The sequence below is a fragment of the Xanthomonas fragariae genome, from assembly GCF_900183975.1.
GTDB lineage: Bacteria > Pseudomonadota > Gammaproteobacteria > Xanthomonadales > Xanthomonadaceae > Xanthomonas > Xanthomonas fragariae.
In genome coordinates, this window is sequence record NZ_LT853882.1 from 2,005,631 (window position 1) to 2,022,368 (window position 16,738).

A 16,738-nucleotide genomic window follows, 5' to 3' on the forward strand; every position below is an offset into this window, starting at 1 on the left:
ACCCAACGACCGCAAGGCCTTGATGTCTGCACCGGCGTGCCAGAACTACCAGTGTTCGCTACGCTGAAGGCTGGTTTCTTGCAATTTCCGCCCATGCGTACACGCCGTCCTGCTGCCGAGACAGACCCGCCGATGAGTTGTTTCGTTCGCGGCTGGAGAACCAGATCGATCTGCGTCATCCGCTGGCGCGGCTGAGCCAACAGATGCCGTGGGCGGCGTTGGAGCAAGCACTTTCATCGCGCTTGCCGGCCACCCAGGCCGGTGGCGGTCGGCCGGCATTGCCGGTGCGGCTGATTGCCGGTTTGCTCTACCTCAAACACGCCTACGACCTGTCCGATGAAGCGGTGTGCGAGCGTTGGCTGGAGAATCCGTACTGGCAGTTCTTCACTGGCGAGGTCGTGTTCCAGACGCGTTTGCCGTGCGATGCCAGCTCGCTGACGCGCTGGCGGCAGCGCCTGGGTGAGGCCGGGATGGAAGAGCTGCTGGCGCACACCATCAACGCCGCGCATGCGATGCAGGCGGTAGACGCACGCGAGTTGTCGCGGGTGATCGTGGACACCACGGTGCAGGAAAAGGCGATCGCCTATCCGACCGACAGCCGTTTGCTGGAGGTGGCACGCAAGAAGCTGGTGTTACTGGCCAAGATGCGGCGCGTCCTGCGACGTCAACGCACAGTGCTGGGACGGCTCATGCGCGACATCCAACGCAAACTCGATCAGGTAAACACCGGCGTGCGCGAGCGCATCGCTGTCTGGCTGGAACGTGCGCAACGGCTGTACACGCAGCGTCCGAAGGACAAACAAAAACTGTACGCATTGCATGCCCCGGAAGTGGAATGCATCGGCAAGGGCAAGGCGCGTCAAGCGTACGAATTCGGCGTCAAGGTCGGCATTGCAGTCACCGCCTGCAAGGGATTGGTCGTGGGTGCGCGCAGCTTCCCGGGCAACCCGTACGACGGCGATACCTTGGCCGAGCAGCTGGAGCAGACACGCGGGTTGCTGCAGGATGTGAGCGTAGAACCGACGGTGGCGATCGTGGACCTGGGCGATCGCGGGCGCGAGGTCGATGTGGCGTGCAGGTCCTGCATCGCGGCAAGGCCAAGACGCTGACGCGACGGCAATGGCGCTGGATCAAGCGACGGCAGGCGGTGGAGCCGGTGATCGGACATCTGAAAGACGACTGCCGGTTGCGTCGCTGCAGGCTGAAAGGTGCCCAAGGCGATGCGCTGCACGTGCTCGGCTGCGCCGCCGGCTACAACCTGCGCTGGCTGCTGCGCTGGATCGCATTTTTGCGTGCCTGGATGCGGGCGATGGGATGGTCATCCTTGAGTACCGTGCCGCTGTCACCGACGGCACTTGGCGCTTGAAGGGGATTTTTCAGGGACGACTAGAGAAGGTCTGAACAACTCTTCCATCCAACAACTGAAGCAGTTGCCTTTATATGTAAGTGCTTGATTTTCAGCATGGACGCTCGTCGCGTTTGAGCAAAATTCTACGTTCACTCGCAATGTCGCGAGTTATTCACAATTTCCCCAGGACGGCGAATGAAGCGTGGAGCGTGATCGCTGGACACGATGGACCGCGCGCTTCGAACCGGAGTGTGCGAGTGGTATTTAAGGATCCACGGCACCGTTAGAGCTCGCTTGGCGTAGCAGCTTTGTTGTTGACATTTAGCCCAGTGCACGCAGTTGCAGCCATGCAACACGGCGGGCGGTCAACGCCCAAGAACCAGCTCCACCGGCGCGTTTACTGGCAGTTCCAGCATCACCGGTACGCTTTCCACATCGTCGGTCTGGCGTATCGCGTTGCCGCTGCGCGACAGGCGCGCAACGACCTGCACCTTATCCAGCGACGACAGCGTGCGGGTCGGCATCGGGCTGTCGCCATCGTCTAGCGTGATGGTCAAGGGGAGTTTGCTGAGCGCGTGTTTTTCCACCGCCACTGGCATCGGCGTGTCTGCGGCGCGTGCGATGACGAACACACTGGTATCGGCGGGGAATTCGGCGCGTTTGGCGAACTCGGTATCAAGTCGCAGGTGCACTCGGATGCGTCTGTCGCTGGCGGCATCGGCAGCAGGCGCAGACGATGCGTGAATTGGCGACAGATTGGCTTCATGCCGTGCGGCATTGATCTGTTCGAGCAGGCCGGGGCGGGTGTTGGAGTCGACCACGCTGAGCAAGGGCGTCCAGGTGTCGCTGGCCTTGGCCGGCTGGCCGGCCTGACGTTGCACCACACCGAGAAACCAACGTGCGCGCTGATGTTCCGGTTGCACCGCCAGCGCATGTTCGAGCAACCGCATGGCCTCCGGGTCCGGGCGCCCGCTGTTGTCGGCGAGCATGCGCGACTGCGCGGCAGCCACCAGCACATCCGGCTCGTCTGGCCGTAAGGCGACCGCGCGCGCAAACGCGTCGCGCGCTTCGGCGAATTTCTGCTGGCTGGACAGCGAACGTCCCAGCAGCACCCAACCTTCGGGCTGATCGGGATTGCTTGCCAGCGCAGCGCGTAATTGCACGATGGCCTCGTCCAACGAGCGTGGCGTGGTTGAGCGATTGGCCGGCTGTTGAATCGCACTCGGCGTGCCGACCAACCCATACAGCGCCGCACTCGCGGCCAGCAGCAACACCGCGACGCTGGCGGCAAGGCTGCGCGTGCCGCGCCATAACGGCCGCAGTGCGAGGCCGAAGGCGAGCAACGCGACCACGACCACCGCAATGACGAAGCCGACCATCACCACTCCTGCTCATCGGCGGGCAAGGCGGGCGCGGCAGCACTGCGTCGGCGCACCACGAAGACTACGGCAGCACCACCTAGCAGCAGCACCAGTAGCGGCCCGAACCACAACAACCAGGTGCGTGATTCGACGCGTGGGCGATACAGCACGAACTCGCCATAGCGCGCGACCAGGAACTGGCGGATCTGCGCATCGCTGCGGCCTTCGTGCATCAGCGCCAGCACTTCGCGACGCAGATCCTGCGCGATCTGCGCATTGGAATCGGCCAACGACTGGTTCTGGCACTGCACGCAACGCAGTTCAGCGGTCAACGCATGGAAGCGTGCTTCTTCTTCGGCTGACGCGTAGCGCGGCGGCGCCGGGTCGCCGACCGGCTGGGCCAATGCCATCCAGGGCAACAACAGCAGCGTCAGCAGCCAGGCGCGCATTATTTTTTGGCGTGCAGTTCCGGTGCGGCGGTAGGCGAGCGTTCGATCTTTGTCAGTGCTGGAATCAGCTGCGCGTCGATGATGGATTGAGTGAGCATGCCGCTGTATTTCCAGCGCACCACGCCGCGCCCGTCGATCAGAAAAGTCTCCGGCGCCGCGGCGATACCGAAGTCGATCGCGGTGCGGCCATCTTTATCGGCGACCACCAGCAGATACGGGTTGCCGAGTTGTTCGAGCCAGCGTAGTGCATCGGCGCGCTCGTCCTTCCAGTTGTAGCCGATCACGCGCACCCGCTTGGTCAGCGCAAAGCGGCTCAGAACCGGGTGTTCTTCGCGGCAGGCCGGGCACCAGCTGCCCCACACATTGATGATGTACGGCGCGCCACGCAGCTCGCGTGCATGCACCACGATGCTGGGATCGTGCAGCAGTGGTAGCGCGAATTCCGGCGCAGGTTTGCCGATCAGTGCGGAGGGCAGGGCGTCGCGATTGTCCTGACCGGAGCGCAACACCGCATAGACCAACAGCGCTGCAAGTGCGAGCAGAAGCGCGATGGCGCCCACGAGTACCGCAGTGGGCAGGCGGGGTGAACGTGACTCAGACATCTTGGATCTCCGTAGAACGACGAAAACGCCGGTCGGCCGCAGTGACCAGACCACCAAGCGCCATCAGCAGCGCTCCGAGCCAGATCCAGCGGACAAACGGTTTGAGGTGAACGCGCACCGCCCAGGCCTGATTACCCAGCGGTTCGCCAAAAGCGACATACAGATCGCCGAACGGACCGGGACGGATCGCCGCCTCGGTCAAGGTCTGCCCGCCGCTGGCGTAGCGGCGTTTTTCTGCGTGCAACATACCGACCGGCGCATCGTCCTTGAATACCTGTAGGTTGGCACGATCGGAGACGTAATTGGGCCCGTGCAGTTCTTCGACATTCTCGAAATGCAGCGCATAACGGCCGATCTGCACCTGCTCACCGGGCGCCAGCGCGACCTCGCGTTGCAGGCTCAGCGATTCCACCAACAATGCACCGGCCAGGAACACGGCCACGCCAAGATGCGCGAGCACCATGCCCAGCATTTCGGCAGTGAGGCGCCGTCCCTTGGCCGCGCGCCGTGTCCATAGGAAGCGCAACGTGCCGAACAGCACCCAGGCCGCGCCCGCCACCCCAATGGCCGCTTTCAACTGCCCTTGCGGTGCAGCGAACCATGCCAGCAAACCTGCTGCAATCGCCAAGCCAACCCAGGGCGCCAGCATCGCCAGCGGACGCGATGCCTGCTCGCGTTGCCAGCGGGTGAGCGGACCGAACGGCAGCAGCGCCACCAGCGGCACCATCAACACCACGAACAGCGTGCCGAAGTAGGGCGGGCCGACCGACAACTTGCCCAGGCCCAACGCGTCGGCCAGCAGCGGATACAGTGTGCCCAGCAACACCATCGCGCAGGCGCAGGTGAGCAGCAGATTGTTCAACAGCAACAGCGTCTCGCGCGAGCTGCCGGCAAACGCGCGGCGCGGGTCGTCGACCAGCGACAGGCGCGGTGCACGGATTGCGTATAGCAGCAGCGAACCGCCGACGACCGTCAGCAGGAATACCAGAATGAACATGCCGCGCGATGGCTCGGCAGCAAACGAATGCACGCTGGTCAGCACGCCCGAGCGCACCAGGAATGTACCGAGCAGCGACAACGCAAACGCGGCAATCGCCAGCAACAAGGTCCAGCTCGCGAAGCTGCCGCGCTTTTCGGTAACCGCCTGCGAATGCAGCAACGCGGTGCCTACCAGCCATGGCATGAAGCTGGCATTTTCCACCGGATCCCAGAACCACCAACCGCCCCAGCCCAGTTCGTAATACGCCCACCAACTGCCGAGCGCGATGCCGACGGTGAGCATCGACCAGGCGATGTTGGTCCACGGCCGCGTCCAACGCAGCCAGCGTGCATCCATCCGCCCTTCCAGCAATGCGGCGATGGCGAACGCAAATGGCACCGCAAAGCCGACATAGCCGCAATACAACATCGGGGGATGGATGATCAGGCCGGGGTCCTGCAGCAGCGGATTGAGATCGGCGCCTTCCAGCGGCACCGGAAACAGGCGCGCAAACGGATTGGAGGTGAACAATAAGAAGGCCACAAAGCCGATGCTCACCAGCGCCATCACCCCGAGCACGCGCGCAATGATTTGCGCAGGCAACTGCCGCGACCAGGTCGCCACTGCGCCTGTCCACAACGCGAGTATCAAGGTCCACAGCAGTAACGAGCCTTCGTGGGCTCCCCATACCGCCGAGTAGCGATACATCACCGGCAGCAGGCTGTTGGAATTCTCGGCGACGTAGCGCACCGAAAAGTCCTGCACTAAAAATGCATGCGCCAACAGCGCGAATGCCGCCGCGATCAGGGCCAATTGCACCAATGCCGCCGGCCGTGCGACCGCCATCCAGCTGCTGCGCCCGCGCTGTGCGCCGGCCAGCGGCAACGCGGCCTGCACCAGCGCCACCAGCAAGGACAGGACCAGTAGAAAGGTGCCCAGTTCAGGCAGCATTGGCGAGCCGGGAGCGGGGATCCGGGATTTGGGACCCTGGAAAAGTGAAAGGCCGGAACCCTGGAAAAGCAAAAGATCGGGTCCCAAAACACATTGTCCGGTGCGTCCCGGTCGTACGCTTCCTGGCGGCTACGTCCCGCTTCCCGGCCCTGGCAAAAGACCCAGCACTCGGCTTTGCCTGGGTTCCCGGTCGGTGGTCCCCGGTCCCGATCTTCATTGTGTCTCCTCCACCCGATACTTGCGATGCGCGCTGCCCATCTTGTCGGCGACTTCTTTCGGCATATAGGTTTCGTCATGTTTGGCCAGTACATCTTCGGCCATGAACACGCCTTGCTGCATGCGACCGGTTGCGACCACGGCCTGCCCCTCGCGGAACAGATCCGGCAGGATGCGGTTGTAGTGCACCGGCAGCTGTGCGTCGCCATCGGTGACGCGGAACTGCGCTTCTAGCGAGCCGGACGCACGTTTGAACGAGCCTTTTTCCACCATGCCGCCAAGCCGGAACCGCGCATGCTCGCCGGCATCGCCGCGCAGCACTTCCGATGGCGTGTACAGATAGGCCACGTTGCGCTGCAACGCCATTGCCACCAGCGTGGTCGCCAACCCGCCCGCCAGTACCAATGCAATCACCAGCCACATCCGGCGGCGACGTTGCGGGTTCACCGAATCAACTCCGCATCCGTGGGTACCGCGGGCTTGCGCTCACGCAAACGGTGCGCCTGCGCCATCTTTAATGCCCGACGCACCTGCCAACGACCGGCGATCAGATCCCAAAGCAGCACCAGCACGAACACCGCATAGGCAGCTATGACATAGGGCAGGTAATTCATGCCGCGCCCTCCTGCGCGTCGCGCACGATCCATGCCTTGCCGGCCTCGCGTTGCAGATTGTCGGCACGCGCGCGCGTCAACAGCGAACCGGCGAACCAGAACTTGGTGCCGATCACCATCAACCACAGCGGCAGCAGCATGCTGGCGTCGATGGTCGAGGGGCCGAGCAAGCGAATGCTCTGGCCTTGATGCAGCGAGTTCCACCAAACCACCGAATAGCGGATCACCGGCAGCAGCGCCACCCCGACGATCGCCAGCAGCGCGGCCGCGCGCGCAGCCTGACGGCGGTCATCGATGGCGTAGTACAGACCGATCACGCCCAGATAGAGAAACAGCAGGATCAACTCGGCGGTCAGGCGCGGATCCCAATCCCACCAGGCGCCCCACATCGGCTTGCCCCAGATGCTGCCGGTCAGCAGGGTGATGACGGTAAACGCGGCACCGATTGGCGCGCAGGCCATCGCCAGGATCTCGCAGATTTTAATGCGCCAGATCAGCGCGATCGCCGCATACAACGCCATCAGCCCGAACACGAACAGGCTCATCCACGCGCTCGGCACATGGATATAGAGAATGCGGAAACTATCACCTTGCTTGTAGTCGGCCGGCACTGCAAACAAGGCCTGCCAAATGCCGACTCCCAGCAACAGCGCAGCCAGCGCGTAGCACCACGGCGCCCAGCGCGCAGTGAAACGGTCGAAGATCGGGGGGGAGGCGAGTTGGTGGAACCAGCGGACGACAACGTTCATGCGATGGCAGTAGCCTTTGGAATGGCGTTGGCTCTCGAAACAGCAACAACGCGCTGAGCGGAGCGTCCTATCGACAGCGCATCGACTGCACGGCTCAACTCAACGAAATGCGGATCGCGGCAGCTGCCGCCAGCGGTGCCAGGACCACCCCGATTACCAATCCGGCGCTCAACAACAACAACGCACCCACCGCATCCTGGCCTTGTCCGCTTGCCGCCACGCTACCGGCACCGAACACCAACACCGGCACATACAGCGGCAACGCTAGCAACGCCACAAGAATACCAGAGCGTTTCATTGTCACCGTCAGCGCTGCAACCACCGCGCCGAGCAGGCTTAGAAGCGGTGTTCCCAGCGCCAACGATGCCAGCAATACCGGGAGTTGGTCATGTGGCAGGTGCAGCAATTCGCCCAGCAGCGGCGTCACCGCGATCAACGGCAACGCACTGGTCGCCCAATGCAGCAGTACGCGCACCGCGATCAGCCACGCCAGCGGCACCGGTGCCAGCAGCCATTGCTCCATCGAGCCGTCTTCCACATCGCTACGGAACAGCGCATCCAGCGACAGCAAACCGGCCAGCAGCACCGACAACCACAGCACCGCCGGCGCAGCCTGCGCGAGCAGGTCCGGGCGCCCGCCCAGGCCCAGCGCGAACAAGACCACGATCAGCAGCGCGAACAGGGCAGGCTGCAAGGCATCGCTGCGACGGCGCCACAGCAGTTGCAGGTCGCGACTCAGTAATGCGCGCGCCGCCTGCCAGAGCGAGGGCTGTGGCGAATGGGTGCTCACGCCGCAGCCTCCAACGTGAGCATGCGGGTGCGCACCGGCGGCGCTGCGTAGGCGCCGTGAGTGGTCACCAGCGCCGCACCGCCACCGCGCAGATGCGCGCAGATCATCCGGTTGACCAGGGTGATGCCGTCCAGATCCAGGTTGGCGTAGGGCTCGTCCAGCAGCCACAGCGGCGCCGGCGACAGCCAGATCCGGGCAAGCGCCAGGCGCTTGCGTTGGCCGGCCGACAACTGCCGCACCAGTGCATCTTCGTAACCGGCCAGACCGACGATCGCCAGCGCGCTTCCAGGCATCTGCTTGGCCCGGCGGCCATGCAGGCCACACAGGAAATGCAGGTTCTCCAGCGTGCTGAGGTCGGCCTTCAGACCGGGTAGGTGACCTAGATAGACAATGAAGCGGCTGCGGTCGCCGCGCCGCACGGTCTTGCCGTCGATCTGGATCTCGCCACGCTCCACATGCAGCAAGCCGGCCAGCACGCGCAATAGCGTGGTCTTGCCGGCGCCGTTGTCGCCTTGCACCAGCAACGCCTCGCCCGCATCGACGTGGAAATCCAGCGGGCCGAACACCGGCTCCTCGTTGCGGCTGAAAGCCAGGGCGCGCGCCGCCAGCAGCGGTGGCGCAGTGAGCAGCGGTTCGATCATCGGTGCAGCGGGCTCCCGTCGCCGGACGGTAGTAAGGGGAAAAGGCTGGCGCATGACGCGCTCCACACAGGACGCGCATTGTAGCGACGATGGCCGCGTGCCGGGAGCGCGTCGCGCGGGGTGATGTGTCCGGGCACGCCGTTTTACACCGGCCGGGCGCATCGGCATGGCGGCTTTGCGTACACTCGCGGTCCTCCGTTTCTTGTCCGGACAGGCACGATGCTCCTCACGACCAAGTTGCCCAAGGTGGGCACCACCATCTTCACCGTCATGTCGCAGCTGGCGGCCGAGCACGGCGCGGTCAACCTTGGCCAGGGCTTTCCCGATTTCGAGGTGCCGTTGCGGCTGGTCGAAGAGCTCGAACGCGCCATGCGCGCCGGCCACAATCAGTACCCGCCCATGACCGGGGTGGCGGCGTTGCGTCAAGCCATCGCCGGCAAGGCGCAGCGTTGCTATGGCGCGCAGGTCGATGCCGATGCCGAGATCACCGTCACCAGCGGCGCCACCGAGGCGATCTTCAACGCCATCCACGCGGTGGTGCGGGCGGGCGAAGAGGTCATCGTGCTGGACCCGGCCTACGACTGCTACGAGCCGGCGATCGATCTGGCCGGTGCGCGCGCAGTGCACGTGGCGCTAGAGCCGCAGACCTTCGCTGTCGACTGGGATGCATTGCGCGCAGCAATCACACCGAACACGCGCTTGTTGATGATCAATTCGCCGCATAACCCGTCCGGCGCGATGCTCTCTGCCAGCGACATGCAGACGCTGACCGAGTTGCTGCATGGCACTGATATCTTCCTATTGTCGGACGAAGTTTACGAACACATCGTGTTCGACGGACGCCGTCACGAGTCGGTCCTGTATTGGCCGGAACTGCGCGAACGCGCATTCGTAATTTCCAGCTTCGGCAAGACCTATCACTGCACCGGCTGGAAGATCGGCTACGCCATCGCACCGCCGGCACTGAGCGCTGAATTCCGCAAGGTGCATCAGTACAACACCTTCACCAGCTTCGGCCCGGCCCAGCACGCCTTTGCCGCGATGATCCGCGACGAACCCGAACACGACCAACACCTCGGCGCTTTTTATCAAGCCAAGCGCGACCGTTTCCGCGAGCAGTTGCTGACCACGCGCTTGACGCCATTGCCAGTACCCGGCGGTTATTTTCAGTTGGTCGACTATTCGGCGATCAGCGATCTGCCCGATACCGAGTTCGTGAAGTGGCTGACGGTGGAGAAGGGCGTGGCTGCGATTCCGTTGTCGCCGTTCTACAAGACCGCCCCCGCCAGCCAGCGTTTGGCCAGGCTGTGCTTCGCCAAAAACGAGGCGACATTGGATGCGGCAATCGCGCGCTTGCAGAAGCTCTGACGAGCTGGGATCAGTGAGTCAGGATATGGAATTTGCAACGGCGGTTGGTCATTTTTTGATGTGAATCCGCAGAAAGCACGATGACTTGAAGCCGCACCAAAACCCGCTGTCCGAATCCCGATTTTCCATTCTCCGTTCTCCATTCTTGAGCTTCCCATGCACGAGCTCCGCATCTCGCTCATCCAAGGCGACACCCGCTGGCACGACCCCGCTGGCAATCGCGACTACTACGGCGCACTGCTGGAGCCATTGGCGGGGCAGACCGATCTGGTGATCCTGCCGGAGACCTTTACCACCGGGTTCTCCAACGATCTCATTGACAAAGCCGAGGGGATGGACGGGCCGACCGTAGCCTGGGTGAGTGCCCAAGCCGCCCGTCTGGGCGCGGCGGTGACCGGCAGCGTGCAGCTGAGCACCGAACAGGGCGTATTCAATCGGCTGCTGTGGGCCACACCCGATGGCGCGCTACAGTATTACGACAAGCGCCATCTGTTCCGCTTCGGCAACGAGCACCTGCGCTATGCGGCCGGGCGGGAGCGTCTGACGGTGCAATGGAAGGGCTGGCGGATCAATCCGCAGGTCTGTTACGACCTGCGTTTTCCAGTGTTCTGCCGCAACCGCTTCGATGTCGAGCGACCGGGTCAGCTGGATTTCGATCTGCAGTTGTTCGTGGCCAACTGGCCGTCTGCCCGTGCGTATGCTTGGAAGACGCTGCTACGCGCACGGGCGATCGAAAACCTGTGCTTTGTCGCGGCGGTCAATCGCGTCGGCGTTGATGGCAACCAGCTGCACTACGCCGGAGATAGTGCGGTGATCGATTTCCTCGGCCAGACGCAGGTGGAGATCCGCCAGCAGCCGCAAGTGGTTACCACCACCATCAGTGCAGCGGCATTGGTAGAACATCGCGCGCGTTTCCCGGCGATGCTGGATGCCGATGCCTTTGCGCTGACGGAATAAGTCGGGAGTCGGGATTGAGGATTCGCAACAGCGAGCACACTATCGCCTGTGTCAATAACGCTTGCACTAATCCCCGATCCCGGCTACTCAGAGCCCGAGTTGACCGCAGCCGGCAACAAAGGCTCCAGCTGGATTTGGTAAACCTTCGGCCAGCGCTTGCCGGTCACGAATAGTCGATCGTGCTCGGTGTCGTAGGCGATGCCGTTGAGCACATCGTTAGTGGGGTTCGTCAGCGTGTCGGCATCCGGTACCAGCGCCTTCAGATCGATCCATGCAACCACTTTGCCGCTGGCCGGATCGATGCGTGCGATGCGCGTGGTCAGCCAAACGTTTGCCAATAACTCGCCTTTGACCCATTCCAACTCGTTGAGATTATCCAGCGGTTTGCCGCGCTCTGTGACCTTGATGCGGCCGACCTGCTGCAACGTCTGCGGATCCAGCCGGCGGATGCTGGCGGTGCCATCGCTCATGTACAGGCTGGTGGCGTCGCGGGTCAGTGCCCAGCCTTCACCGGAATAGGCGAACTGCGATCGCGGCTTTAGCGTGGCCAGGTCGTAGAGAAAGCCACGCTGATTGCGCCAGGTCAGCTGGATCAGCCGGTCGTGCCAGGCCACGATGCCTTCGCCGTAATAAGGCGGTGGCGTAGTGACCTGCTGCAGGACTCGACCGGTCTCCAGATCGACCTTGCGCACGCTGGACTGGCCAAGTTCGCCGGTACCCTCGTACAGATGTCCGTCGAGATAAAACAGGCCTTCGGTAAAGGCAGCAGTGTCGTGCGGATAGATCCTGACGACGGTATAGCCCTGAGTCGGAATCGCCTCGCTGCAATGGGCGAGAGACGGAAGCAGCAGGGCGACGAAGAGTAAGCTGTAGGCGGTGCGTGACATGCCGTGATCATCCCATGCCTATGCTTAGGCAGTGGGTCGCAGCGTTGCAGACCTGTAGCTTGCGAAGTAGTGATTCGCTGAACAGTCGCATGCGCCACGCCGTCACGTTGTCGCGGCTGCCCCATGGGCGCTGCTAGGCTCGGCGCCACATCCGCTATGGGAATACTCACATGATCAAGTCGCTCTGTCTTCTCGCGCTGCTTGGCGCCGCCATGCTTGCACCGCAGGCGCAGGCCGCAGGCAATATCGACTGCAAGCTGTCATTCGACCTGTCGAGCTGGTCGGTGTTCTACAAGACTGCCAAGGGCACCGGCACCATCACGTGCGACAACGGCGCGGTGATCCCGATCAAGATCTCCAGCAAGGGCGGTGGTCTGACCGTCGGTAAGTCGACGATCGTCGGCGGCCGCGGCACCTTCTCCGGCGCCTATAGTCTCAATGATCTGTTCGGCACCTATGCAGCTGCCGAAGCGCATGCCGGTATCATGAAGTCCAGTACCGCGCAGGTGGTCACCAAGGGCGATATCTCGCTGGCCCTGGCCGGTACGGGTGAGGGCGTCGATCTGGGCATCAACGTCGGCAACTTCGTGATCGAGCGTCGCAAGTAAGGCACGGCTTGCCGCATGTCCTCGCCGCATGTCGTAGAGGTTGCAGCCTGGGTGCGAGACGCTTGCGATACAGCCTCATCGCACCCTGGTCTACTCGGTCCGGGTAGCTGTCGATGCGCTTGCTATATGCGCTTCGCAACACGACCTCAGCACCACTAAAAACGGCCCCATGCAGGGCCGTTTTTAGTGCGCGTGTCGCAGCTTAGCGCCCGCGATTGCCACCGCCACCGGGCGGTCGACGGTTTCCGCCTGGCGGACGGCTACCCGGGCCACCTGGACCGCGGGGTGCACCACCCGGACCGCCGGGACAGCGATTATCGCCAGGGCCACGGTTGCCACCAGGGCCGCCAGGACGCGCACCGGTCGGACGACCGTCCGCCGGGCGTGCCGTACCGTACGGGCTGAATCCCGGATTGGCATGATCGGACGGGAAGCTCGGTGCATTGCCCGGGTGACCATAGGGGTGCTTGCGCTGACCCTGGCCTTGACCCTGCGACTGACCCTGGCCGCCACCGGCGCCGCCACGACCTGGGCCGCCCGCACCGGGACGTGGGTTGCCCTGACCGCTGGCGCCTGGACCCTTCTTCGCATACGGGCGTGCCTGGCCAGTGCCCGGGCCGCTGGGGCCGGCATTGCGGTGGCCACTTGGGCCGGTACTCACGCCATCAGGCACATACCAGCTACGGAACGCGGCCGGGTTGCCATCTGGCAGCGCGCGGTCGCCCTTGCCGGGCGCGCGCTGCTTGAACGGCCGCTGCTGCGACTGTCGGGCGGCGGCTTCGCCGCTGACGGTGAGGCCACCGTTGTAACCGCCGGGCTTACCGCGACCACGGCCGCCGCGCTCTTCGCGCGGGTTGTCGAAACGGCGCAGCTCGCGGCCTTCATCGGCGCCGGAGGTCTGGCCGTTGACATAAGCGTTACTGCGGCCCTCGCGTGAGACATGCACGGTGGACTTGGCCGCGCGACGCTGGCCGATCACCGGCTGTAGCGTCAGTGCCGACGGCGCGCCTTCTTCCAGCTTGAGTTCGGCGCGTAGCGCGTCGACCTTTTCCTGCGGCACTTCGACCGATTTGCCACGCAGCAGTTCGCGCGGCAGCGAGATCTTGCCGTAGCGGCTGCGCTTGAGGCGACTGACCTGGCAGCCTTGTGACTCCCACAAGCGGCGCACTTCGCGGTTGCGGCCTTCCTTGACCACCACCCGGAACCAGTCGTGCGAGTCGGTGCCGCCGATGCGTTCGATCTGGTCGAACTTGGCGCCGCCGTCTTCCAGCAGTACGCCGCGCGACAGGCGCTCGATGATGGCGTCGGAGACTTTTTCTTCGTTTTCCGGGGCGCGCACGCGTACCACGTATTCGCGCTCGACCTCGTAGGAGGGATGCATCATTGCGTTGGCCAACTCGCCGTCGGTGGTCAGCAGCAACAGGCCGGTGGTGTTGATGTCCAGGCGACCGATCGCGATCCAGCGCGAGCCTTTCAGTGCCGGCAGCGACTCGAACACGGTTGGGCGGCCTTCGGGGTCTTCGCGCGTGGTCACTTCGCCTTCGGGCTTGTTGTAGATCAGCACGCGCGAAGGTTCGGTCAGCGCGCTGGCTACGAAACTGCGGCCGTCCAGCTCGATCTTGTCGCCGCTGCGCACCGACATGCCGGTCTGCGCAACGGCGCCATTGACCTTGATCAGGCCATCGGCAATGCGCTGTTCCAGCGCGCGACGCGAACCCAGGCCGGCCTGGGCCAGCACCTTGTGCAGGCGCTCTTCCAGCTTCGGTACTTCGGGCGCGCTGTCGCGCTTGAGGGAAAGCTTGTTCAACGACAGCTTGCGGGGGGTGTCACTCATGTGTCTGGCTCCGGCCGGCGCGTTCTGCGTCGGCCTTTGGGTCGGAATCGGCTTCGTCAACAGCCAAGGTCGTCGTCGCGACTGCGTTGTCTTCGTCTTCGTTCACTGCATCCGCGCACGTTCCCGGCGCGGTGTCGGGCTTGCCCTCACAGGCGTCATCTGGGTCCTGCGTGTTGGGGTCTTGCGCCGAGACATCCTCGGAGCGCTGCGGTGTTTCGTCGATCAACTCTTCGGCGTCAGCGGCATTGTCTGCATCGCCGGAGTCGTGGTGGTCTTCATCGGCATCGGCATCGGCATCGGTGCTGGATGCCTGGTCGCTCTGCTCAGCCTCGGCATCGACCGCCGACTCTGCATCAAGATCAACGTTCGCCTCATGGTCGGTGTCGTTCGCTGCGTCGGCACTGCTGTTCGGCTCTGGCAAGGTGTCGGCCTCGCGGTCTTCCGGACCGTTGTCGTTTTCGTCAGCGTTGGTGCCGACAGCTGCATCAGCGCCCGCATCCTTCGCGTCGCCAGCAACTGCATCGGCGCTGGCGCTGTCAGCGTTTGCCGCATCGGCATCGGCTTGACCCTGCGTTGCATCAATTGCCGCCGACGCCGGCACTGCGCCGTCCAGTTGGCCGTCTCGGTCCAGCGGCAATTGCGGTTCCAGCTCGGCAATGTCCTTCAGCTCAGACAATGGCGGCAACTCGTCTAATCGCTTGAGTCCGAAGTAATCCAGAAAGCCCTTGGTGGTGCCGAACAAGGCTGGCTTGCCGGGTACGTCGCGGTGGCCCACCACGCGGATCCACTCGCGCTCTTCCAGTGCCTGGATGATGTTGCTGCTGACCGCCACGCCGCGCACCTGTTCGATTTCGCCGCGGGTGATCGGCTGGCGGTAGGCGATCAGCGCCAGGGTTTCCAGCGTGGCGCGGGTGTACCTGGTGCGGCGCTCGGTCCACAGGCGTGCGACCCAGCCGTGCACATCGGCCTTGACCTGGAAGCGGAAGCCCGACGCCACCTCGACCAGTTCCACGCCGCGCTCGGCGCAGCCATCGCGCAGTAATTCCAGCGCACGCTCGACGCTGCCCGGCGGTGCAGGCTCTTCATCGGGAAACAAACCCTGCAGCTGCGCCAGCGTCAGCGGCTGGCTGCTCGCCAACAGAGCGGCTTCGAGAATGCGGGTGATCAGCGCTTGATCCATTCGGTGATCGGCTTCAGATAGGTTCGTTGGCTGCATCGCTGTCGTCGAATTCGCTGGAGAACTGCAACGGCGCGTTGGTATTGCCCAACGCAAGCGACTTCACGTAGATCGGCGCCAGCGGCGCTTCCTGCACGATGTCCAGCAACTGCTCCTTGGCTAATTCGAGCAGCGCCAGGAAAGTGACCAGCACGCCGAGCTTGCCTTCTTCGGCAGTGAACAGCGATTCGAATCGATAAAACTTGCCATCGTCCAGACGGCTCAGCACATCGCCCATACGCTGGCGCACACTCAGCGCCTCGCGCTTGATCGCATGGCCGGTGAAAAGCTCGGCGCGCTTGAGCACGTCGTACAGCGCCATCAGCATTTCTTTCAATTCCACCGGCGGTGGCAGCTTGACCGCGGCCCGCTCGGGCAGATGCACCTGCACCGGCGCGCTATCGCGGCCCATGCGGGGCAGGGTGTCCAGATCCTCGGCCGCTTGCTTGAAGCGTTCGTATTCCTGCAGGCGGCGCACCAACTCGGCGCGCGGGTCGTCCTCTTCGCCTTCCTGGCTGGGTGGGCGCGGCAACAGCATGCGCGACTTAATCTCGGCCAGAATCGCGGCCATGACCAGATATTCGGCTGCCAGTTCAAAGCGCAGTTCCTGCATCACATTGATGTAGTCCACGTACTGCCGGGTGATCTCGGCGACGGGGATGTCCAGAATGTCCAGATTCTGGCGGCGGATCAGATATAGCAGCAGATCCAGTGGACCTTCGAAGGCATCCAGTATGACTTCCAGCGCGTCCGGTGGAATGTACAGATCCTGCGGAATCTGCAGCACCGGTTGCCCATGCACGACCGCCAGCGGCATTTCCTGCTGCTGTGGCGGCTCGCTCGTGGCTGGCGGATTCGCGTCGTGCGCGAGTTCGGAATTCATCAGGTCGACATCAGGTCTTACGGTCGCTGGCAGCGGTCTGACGCCGCGCCTGCAGGGCTTTGCTTTGAGTTATTGCGATCAATGTCGTGCCTGTGCCGGCACGATCCCATAAATCCACATACCAAACGTTCGCCGCGTGGCATGCGGCGACGGAACAGCGAGGAGGTCGTCTACGCGAGCCGGCGGTAGACAGCGAATCGGTCGTCGAGTGAGGCGTGGAACCAGAGACGACGTGCCGCTGCGTCCGGTTGCGCGTTCAGTGGTCTTAAGGGTAATGCGTGTGCG

At 63.6% G+C, this 16,738-nt stretch carries 16 protein-coding genes and 1 pseudogene; 4 read left to right on the forward strand and 13 right to left on the reverse strand.

The genetic code is table 11. The features are described from left to right. Window positions 1-93: 93 nt before the first annotated feature. Window positions 94-1,366, forward strand: a pseudogene (locus PD885_RS09355) (transposase). A gap of 347 nt (window positions 1,367-1,713) precedes the next feature. On the opposite strand, the gene PD885_RS09360 reads toward PD885_RS09355, so the two are convergent. The 9 genes from PD885_RS09360 to ccmA all read right to left on the reverse strand — a co-directional run bounded on the left by PD885_RS09360 (window position 1,714) and on the right by ccmA (window position 8,700). After that, the gene (locus PD885_RS09360; RefSeq protein ID WP_040762659.1) at window positions 1,714-2,727 is read right to left on the reverse strand and encodes a tetratricopeptide repeat protein; all 1,014 of its coding nucleotides are present in this window, start codon (window positions 2,725-2,727) and stop codon (window positions 1,714-1,716) included. Then, window positions 2,727-3,161 carry a cytochrome c-type biogenesis protein gene (locus tag PD885_RS09365; RefSeq protein ID WP_172402154.1) on the reverse strand — a complete coding sequence of 145 codons (435 nt, stop codon included), beginning with the start codon at window positions 3,159-3,161 and terminating at the stop codon, window positions 2,727-2,729. The genes PD885_RS09360 and PD885_RS09365 overlap by 1 nt, the downstream gene beginning before the upstream one ends. Continuing rightward, the gene (locus PD885_RS09370) at window positions 3,158-3,760 is read right to left on the reverse strand and encodes a DsbE family thiol:disulfide interchange protein (RefSeq protein ID WP_002808067.1); all 603 of its coding nucleotides are present in this window, start codon (window positions 3,758-3,760) and stop codon (window positions 3,158-3,160) included. The genes PD885_RS09365 and PD885_RS09370 overlap by 4 nt, the downstream gene beginning before the upstream one ends. After that, a complete protein-coding gene (locus PD885_RS09375; protein WP_002808064.1) occupies window positions 3,753-5,690 on the reverse strand; it encodes a heme lyase CcmF/NrfE family subunit in 1,938 nt (645 codons plus the stop codon). The genes PD885_RS09370 and PD885_RS09375 overlap by 8 nt, the downstream gene beginning before the upstream one ends. A gap of 213 nt (window positions 5,691-5,903) precedes the next feature. Next, window positions 5,904-6,353: a cytochrome c maturation protein CcmE gene (gene ccmE / locus PD885_RS09380; protein ID WP_002808063.1), complete on the reverse strand. Its 450-nt coding sequence runs from the start codon at window positions 6,351-6,353 to the stop codon at window positions 5,904-5,906. Beyond that, a complete protein-coding gene (gene ccmD, locus PD885_RS09385; protein WP_002808062.1) occupies window positions 6,350-6,520 on the reverse strand; it encodes a heme exporter protein CcmD in 171 nt (56 codons plus the stop codon). Before ccmD ends, ccmE begins: the two co-directional genes overlap by 4 nt. Next, entirely contained in the window at window positions 6,517-7,269 is a 753-nt protein-coding gene (ccmC, locus tag PD885_RS09390; RefSeq protein WP_002808061.1) for a heme ABC transporter permease CcmC, read from the reverse strand. The genes ccmD and ccmC overlap by 4 nt, the downstream gene beginning before the upstream one ends. Window positions 7,270-7,363: 94 nt before the next feature. Continuing rightward, window positions 7,364-8,059 (reverse strand): heme exporter protein CcmB, encoded by a 696-nt coding sequence (gene ccmB, locus PD885_RS09395; RefSeq protein ID WP_002808060.1) that lies wholly within the window; start codon window positions 8,057-8,059, stop codon window positions 7,364-7,366. Then, the gene (ccmA, locus tag PD885_RS09400) at window positions 8,056-8,700 is read right to left on the reverse strand and encodes a heme ABC exporter ATP-binding protein CcmA (RefSeq protein ID WP_002808059.1); all 645 of its coding nucleotides are present in this window, start codon (window positions 8,698-8,700) and stop codon (window positions 8,056-8,058) included. The genes ccmB and ccmA overlap by 4 nt, the downstream gene beginning before the upstream one ends. Before the next feature lie 219 nt (window positions 8,701-8,919). Between ccmA and PD885_RS09405 the strand changes: the two genes are divergently transcribed. Both PD885_RS09405 and PD885_RS09410 read left to right on the forward strand, forming a co-directional pair. Next, window positions 8,920-10,068, forward strand: a complete 1,149-nt coding sequence (locus PD885_RS09405) for a pyridoxal phosphate-dependent aminotransferase (protein WP_002808058.1) — start codon at window positions 8,920-8,922, stop codon at window positions 10,066-10,068. Window positions 10,069-10,224: 156 nt separating this feature from the next. Then, the gene (locus PD885_RS09410) at window positions 10,225-11,025 is read left to right on the forward strand and encodes an amidohydrolase (RefSeq protein WP_002808057.1); all 801 of its coding nucleotides are present in this window, start codon (window positions 10,225-10,227) and stop codon (window positions 11,023-11,025) included. An 83-nt stretch (window positions 11,026-11,108) separates the two neighbouring features. Here PD885_RS09410 and PD885_RS09415 read toward each other — a convergent pair whose 3' ends face one another. Next, entirely contained in the window at window positions 11,109-11,912 is an 804-nt protein-coding gene (locus PD885_RS09415; protein WP_002808056.1) for a glutaminyl-peptide cyclotransferase, read from the reverse strand. 170 nt (window positions 11,913-12,082) lie between these two features. Between PD885_RS09415 and PD885_RS09420 the strand changes: the two genes are divergently transcribed. After that, window positions 12,083-12,520: a hypothetical protein gene (locus tag PD885_RS09420; protein WP_002808054.1), complete on the forward strand. Its 438-nt coding sequence runs from the start codon at window positions 12,083-12,085 to the stop codon at window positions 12,518-12,520. Window positions 12,521-12,722: 202 nt separating this feature from the next. Here the strand turns inward: PD885_RS09420 and PD885_RS09425 are convergent, their stop codons facing one another. From PD885_RS09425 to PD885_RS09435, 3 genes are read right to left on the reverse strand one after another with little or no spacing between them, the layout of a single operon-like run. Next, window positions 12,723-14,354 carry a pseudouridine synthase gene (locus PD885_RS09425; protein ID WP_002808053.1) on the reverse strand — a complete coding sequence of 544 codons (1,632 nt, stop codon included), beginning with the start codon at window positions 14,352-14,354 and terminating at the stop codon, window positions 12,723-12,725. Continuing rightward, window positions 14,347-15,570, reverse strand: coding sequence for an SMC-Scp complex subunit ScpB (gene scpB / locus PD885_RS09430; protein WP_088056823.1), 1,224 nt, complete (start codon window positions 15,568-15,570; stop codon window positions 14,347-14,349). The genes PD885_RS09425 and scpB overlap by 8 nt, the downstream gene beginning before the upstream one ends. Continuing rightward, window positions 15,548-16,453 carry a segregation and condensation protein A gene (locus PD885_RS09435; RefSeq protein WP_002808051.1) on the reverse strand — a complete coding sequence of 302 codons (906 nt, stop codon included), beginning with the start codon at window positions 16,451-16,453 and terminating at the stop codon, window positions 15,548-15,550. The genes scpB and PD885_RS09435 overlap by 23 nt, the downstream gene beginning before the upstream one ends. Between the last annotated feature and the right edge of the window lie 285 nt (window positions 16,454-16,738).

What these genes read in the sequence shown, in the direction of transcription:
- PD885_RS09420 (WP_002808054.1), top strand. Translation starts at nt 12,083, where the DNA reads ATGATCAAGTCGCTCTGTCTTCTCGCGCTGCTTGGCGCCGCCATGCTT.
- ccmA (WP_002808059.1), bottom strand. Translation starts at nt 8,700, where the DNA reads ATGATCGAACCGCTGCTCACTGCGCCACCGCTGCTGGCGGCGCGCGCC.
- PD885_RS09415 (WP_002808056.1), bottom strand. Translation starts at nt 11,912, where the DNA reads ATGTCACGCACCGCCTACAGCTTACTCTTCGTCGCCCTGCTGCTTCCG.
- ccmC (WP_002808061.1), bottom strand. Translation starts at nt 7,269, where the DNA reads ATGAACGTTGTCGTCCGCTGGTTCCACCAACTCGCCTCCCCCCCGATC.
- PD885_RS09435 (WP_002808051.1), bottom strand. Translation starts at nt 16,453, where the DNA reads ATGAATTCCGAACTCGCGCACGACGCGAATCCGCCAGCCACGAGCGAG.
- PD885_RS09360 (WP_040762659.1), bottom strand. Translation starts at nt 2,727, where the DNA reads ATGGTCGGCTTCGTCATTGCGGTGGTCGTGGTCGCGTTGCTCGCCTTC.
- PD885_RS09425 (WP_002808053.1), bottom strand. Translation starts at nt 14,354, where the DNA reads ATGAGTGACACCCCCCGCAAGCTGTCGTTGAACAAGCTTTCCCTCAAG.
- scpB (WP_088056823.1), bottom strand. Translation starts at nt 15,570, where the DNA reads ATGCAGCCAACGAACCTATCTGAAGCCGATCACCGAATGGATCAAGCG.
- PD885_RS09410 (WP_002808057.1), top strand. Translation starts at nt 10,225, where the DNA reads ATGCACGAGCTCCGCATCTCGCTCATCCAAGGCGACACCCGCTGGCAC.
- PD885_RS09405 (WP_002808058.1), top strand. Translation starts at nt 8,920, where the DNA reads ATGCTCCTCACGACCAAGTTGCCCAAGGTGGGCACCACCATCTTCACC.
- ccmD (WP_002808062.1), bottom strand. Translation starts at nt 6,520, where the DNA reads ATGAATTACCTGCCCTATGTCATAGCTGCCTATGCGGTGTTCGTGCTG.
- PD885_RS09370 (WP_002808067.1), bottom strand. Translation starts at nt 3,760, where the DNA reads ATGTCTGAGTCACGTTCACCCCGCCTGCCCACTGCGGTACTCGTGGGC.
- PD885_RS09375 (WP_002808064.1), bottom strand. Translation starts at nt 5,690, where the DNA reads ATGCTGCCTGAACTGGGCACCTTTCTACTGGTCCTGTCCTTGCTGGTG.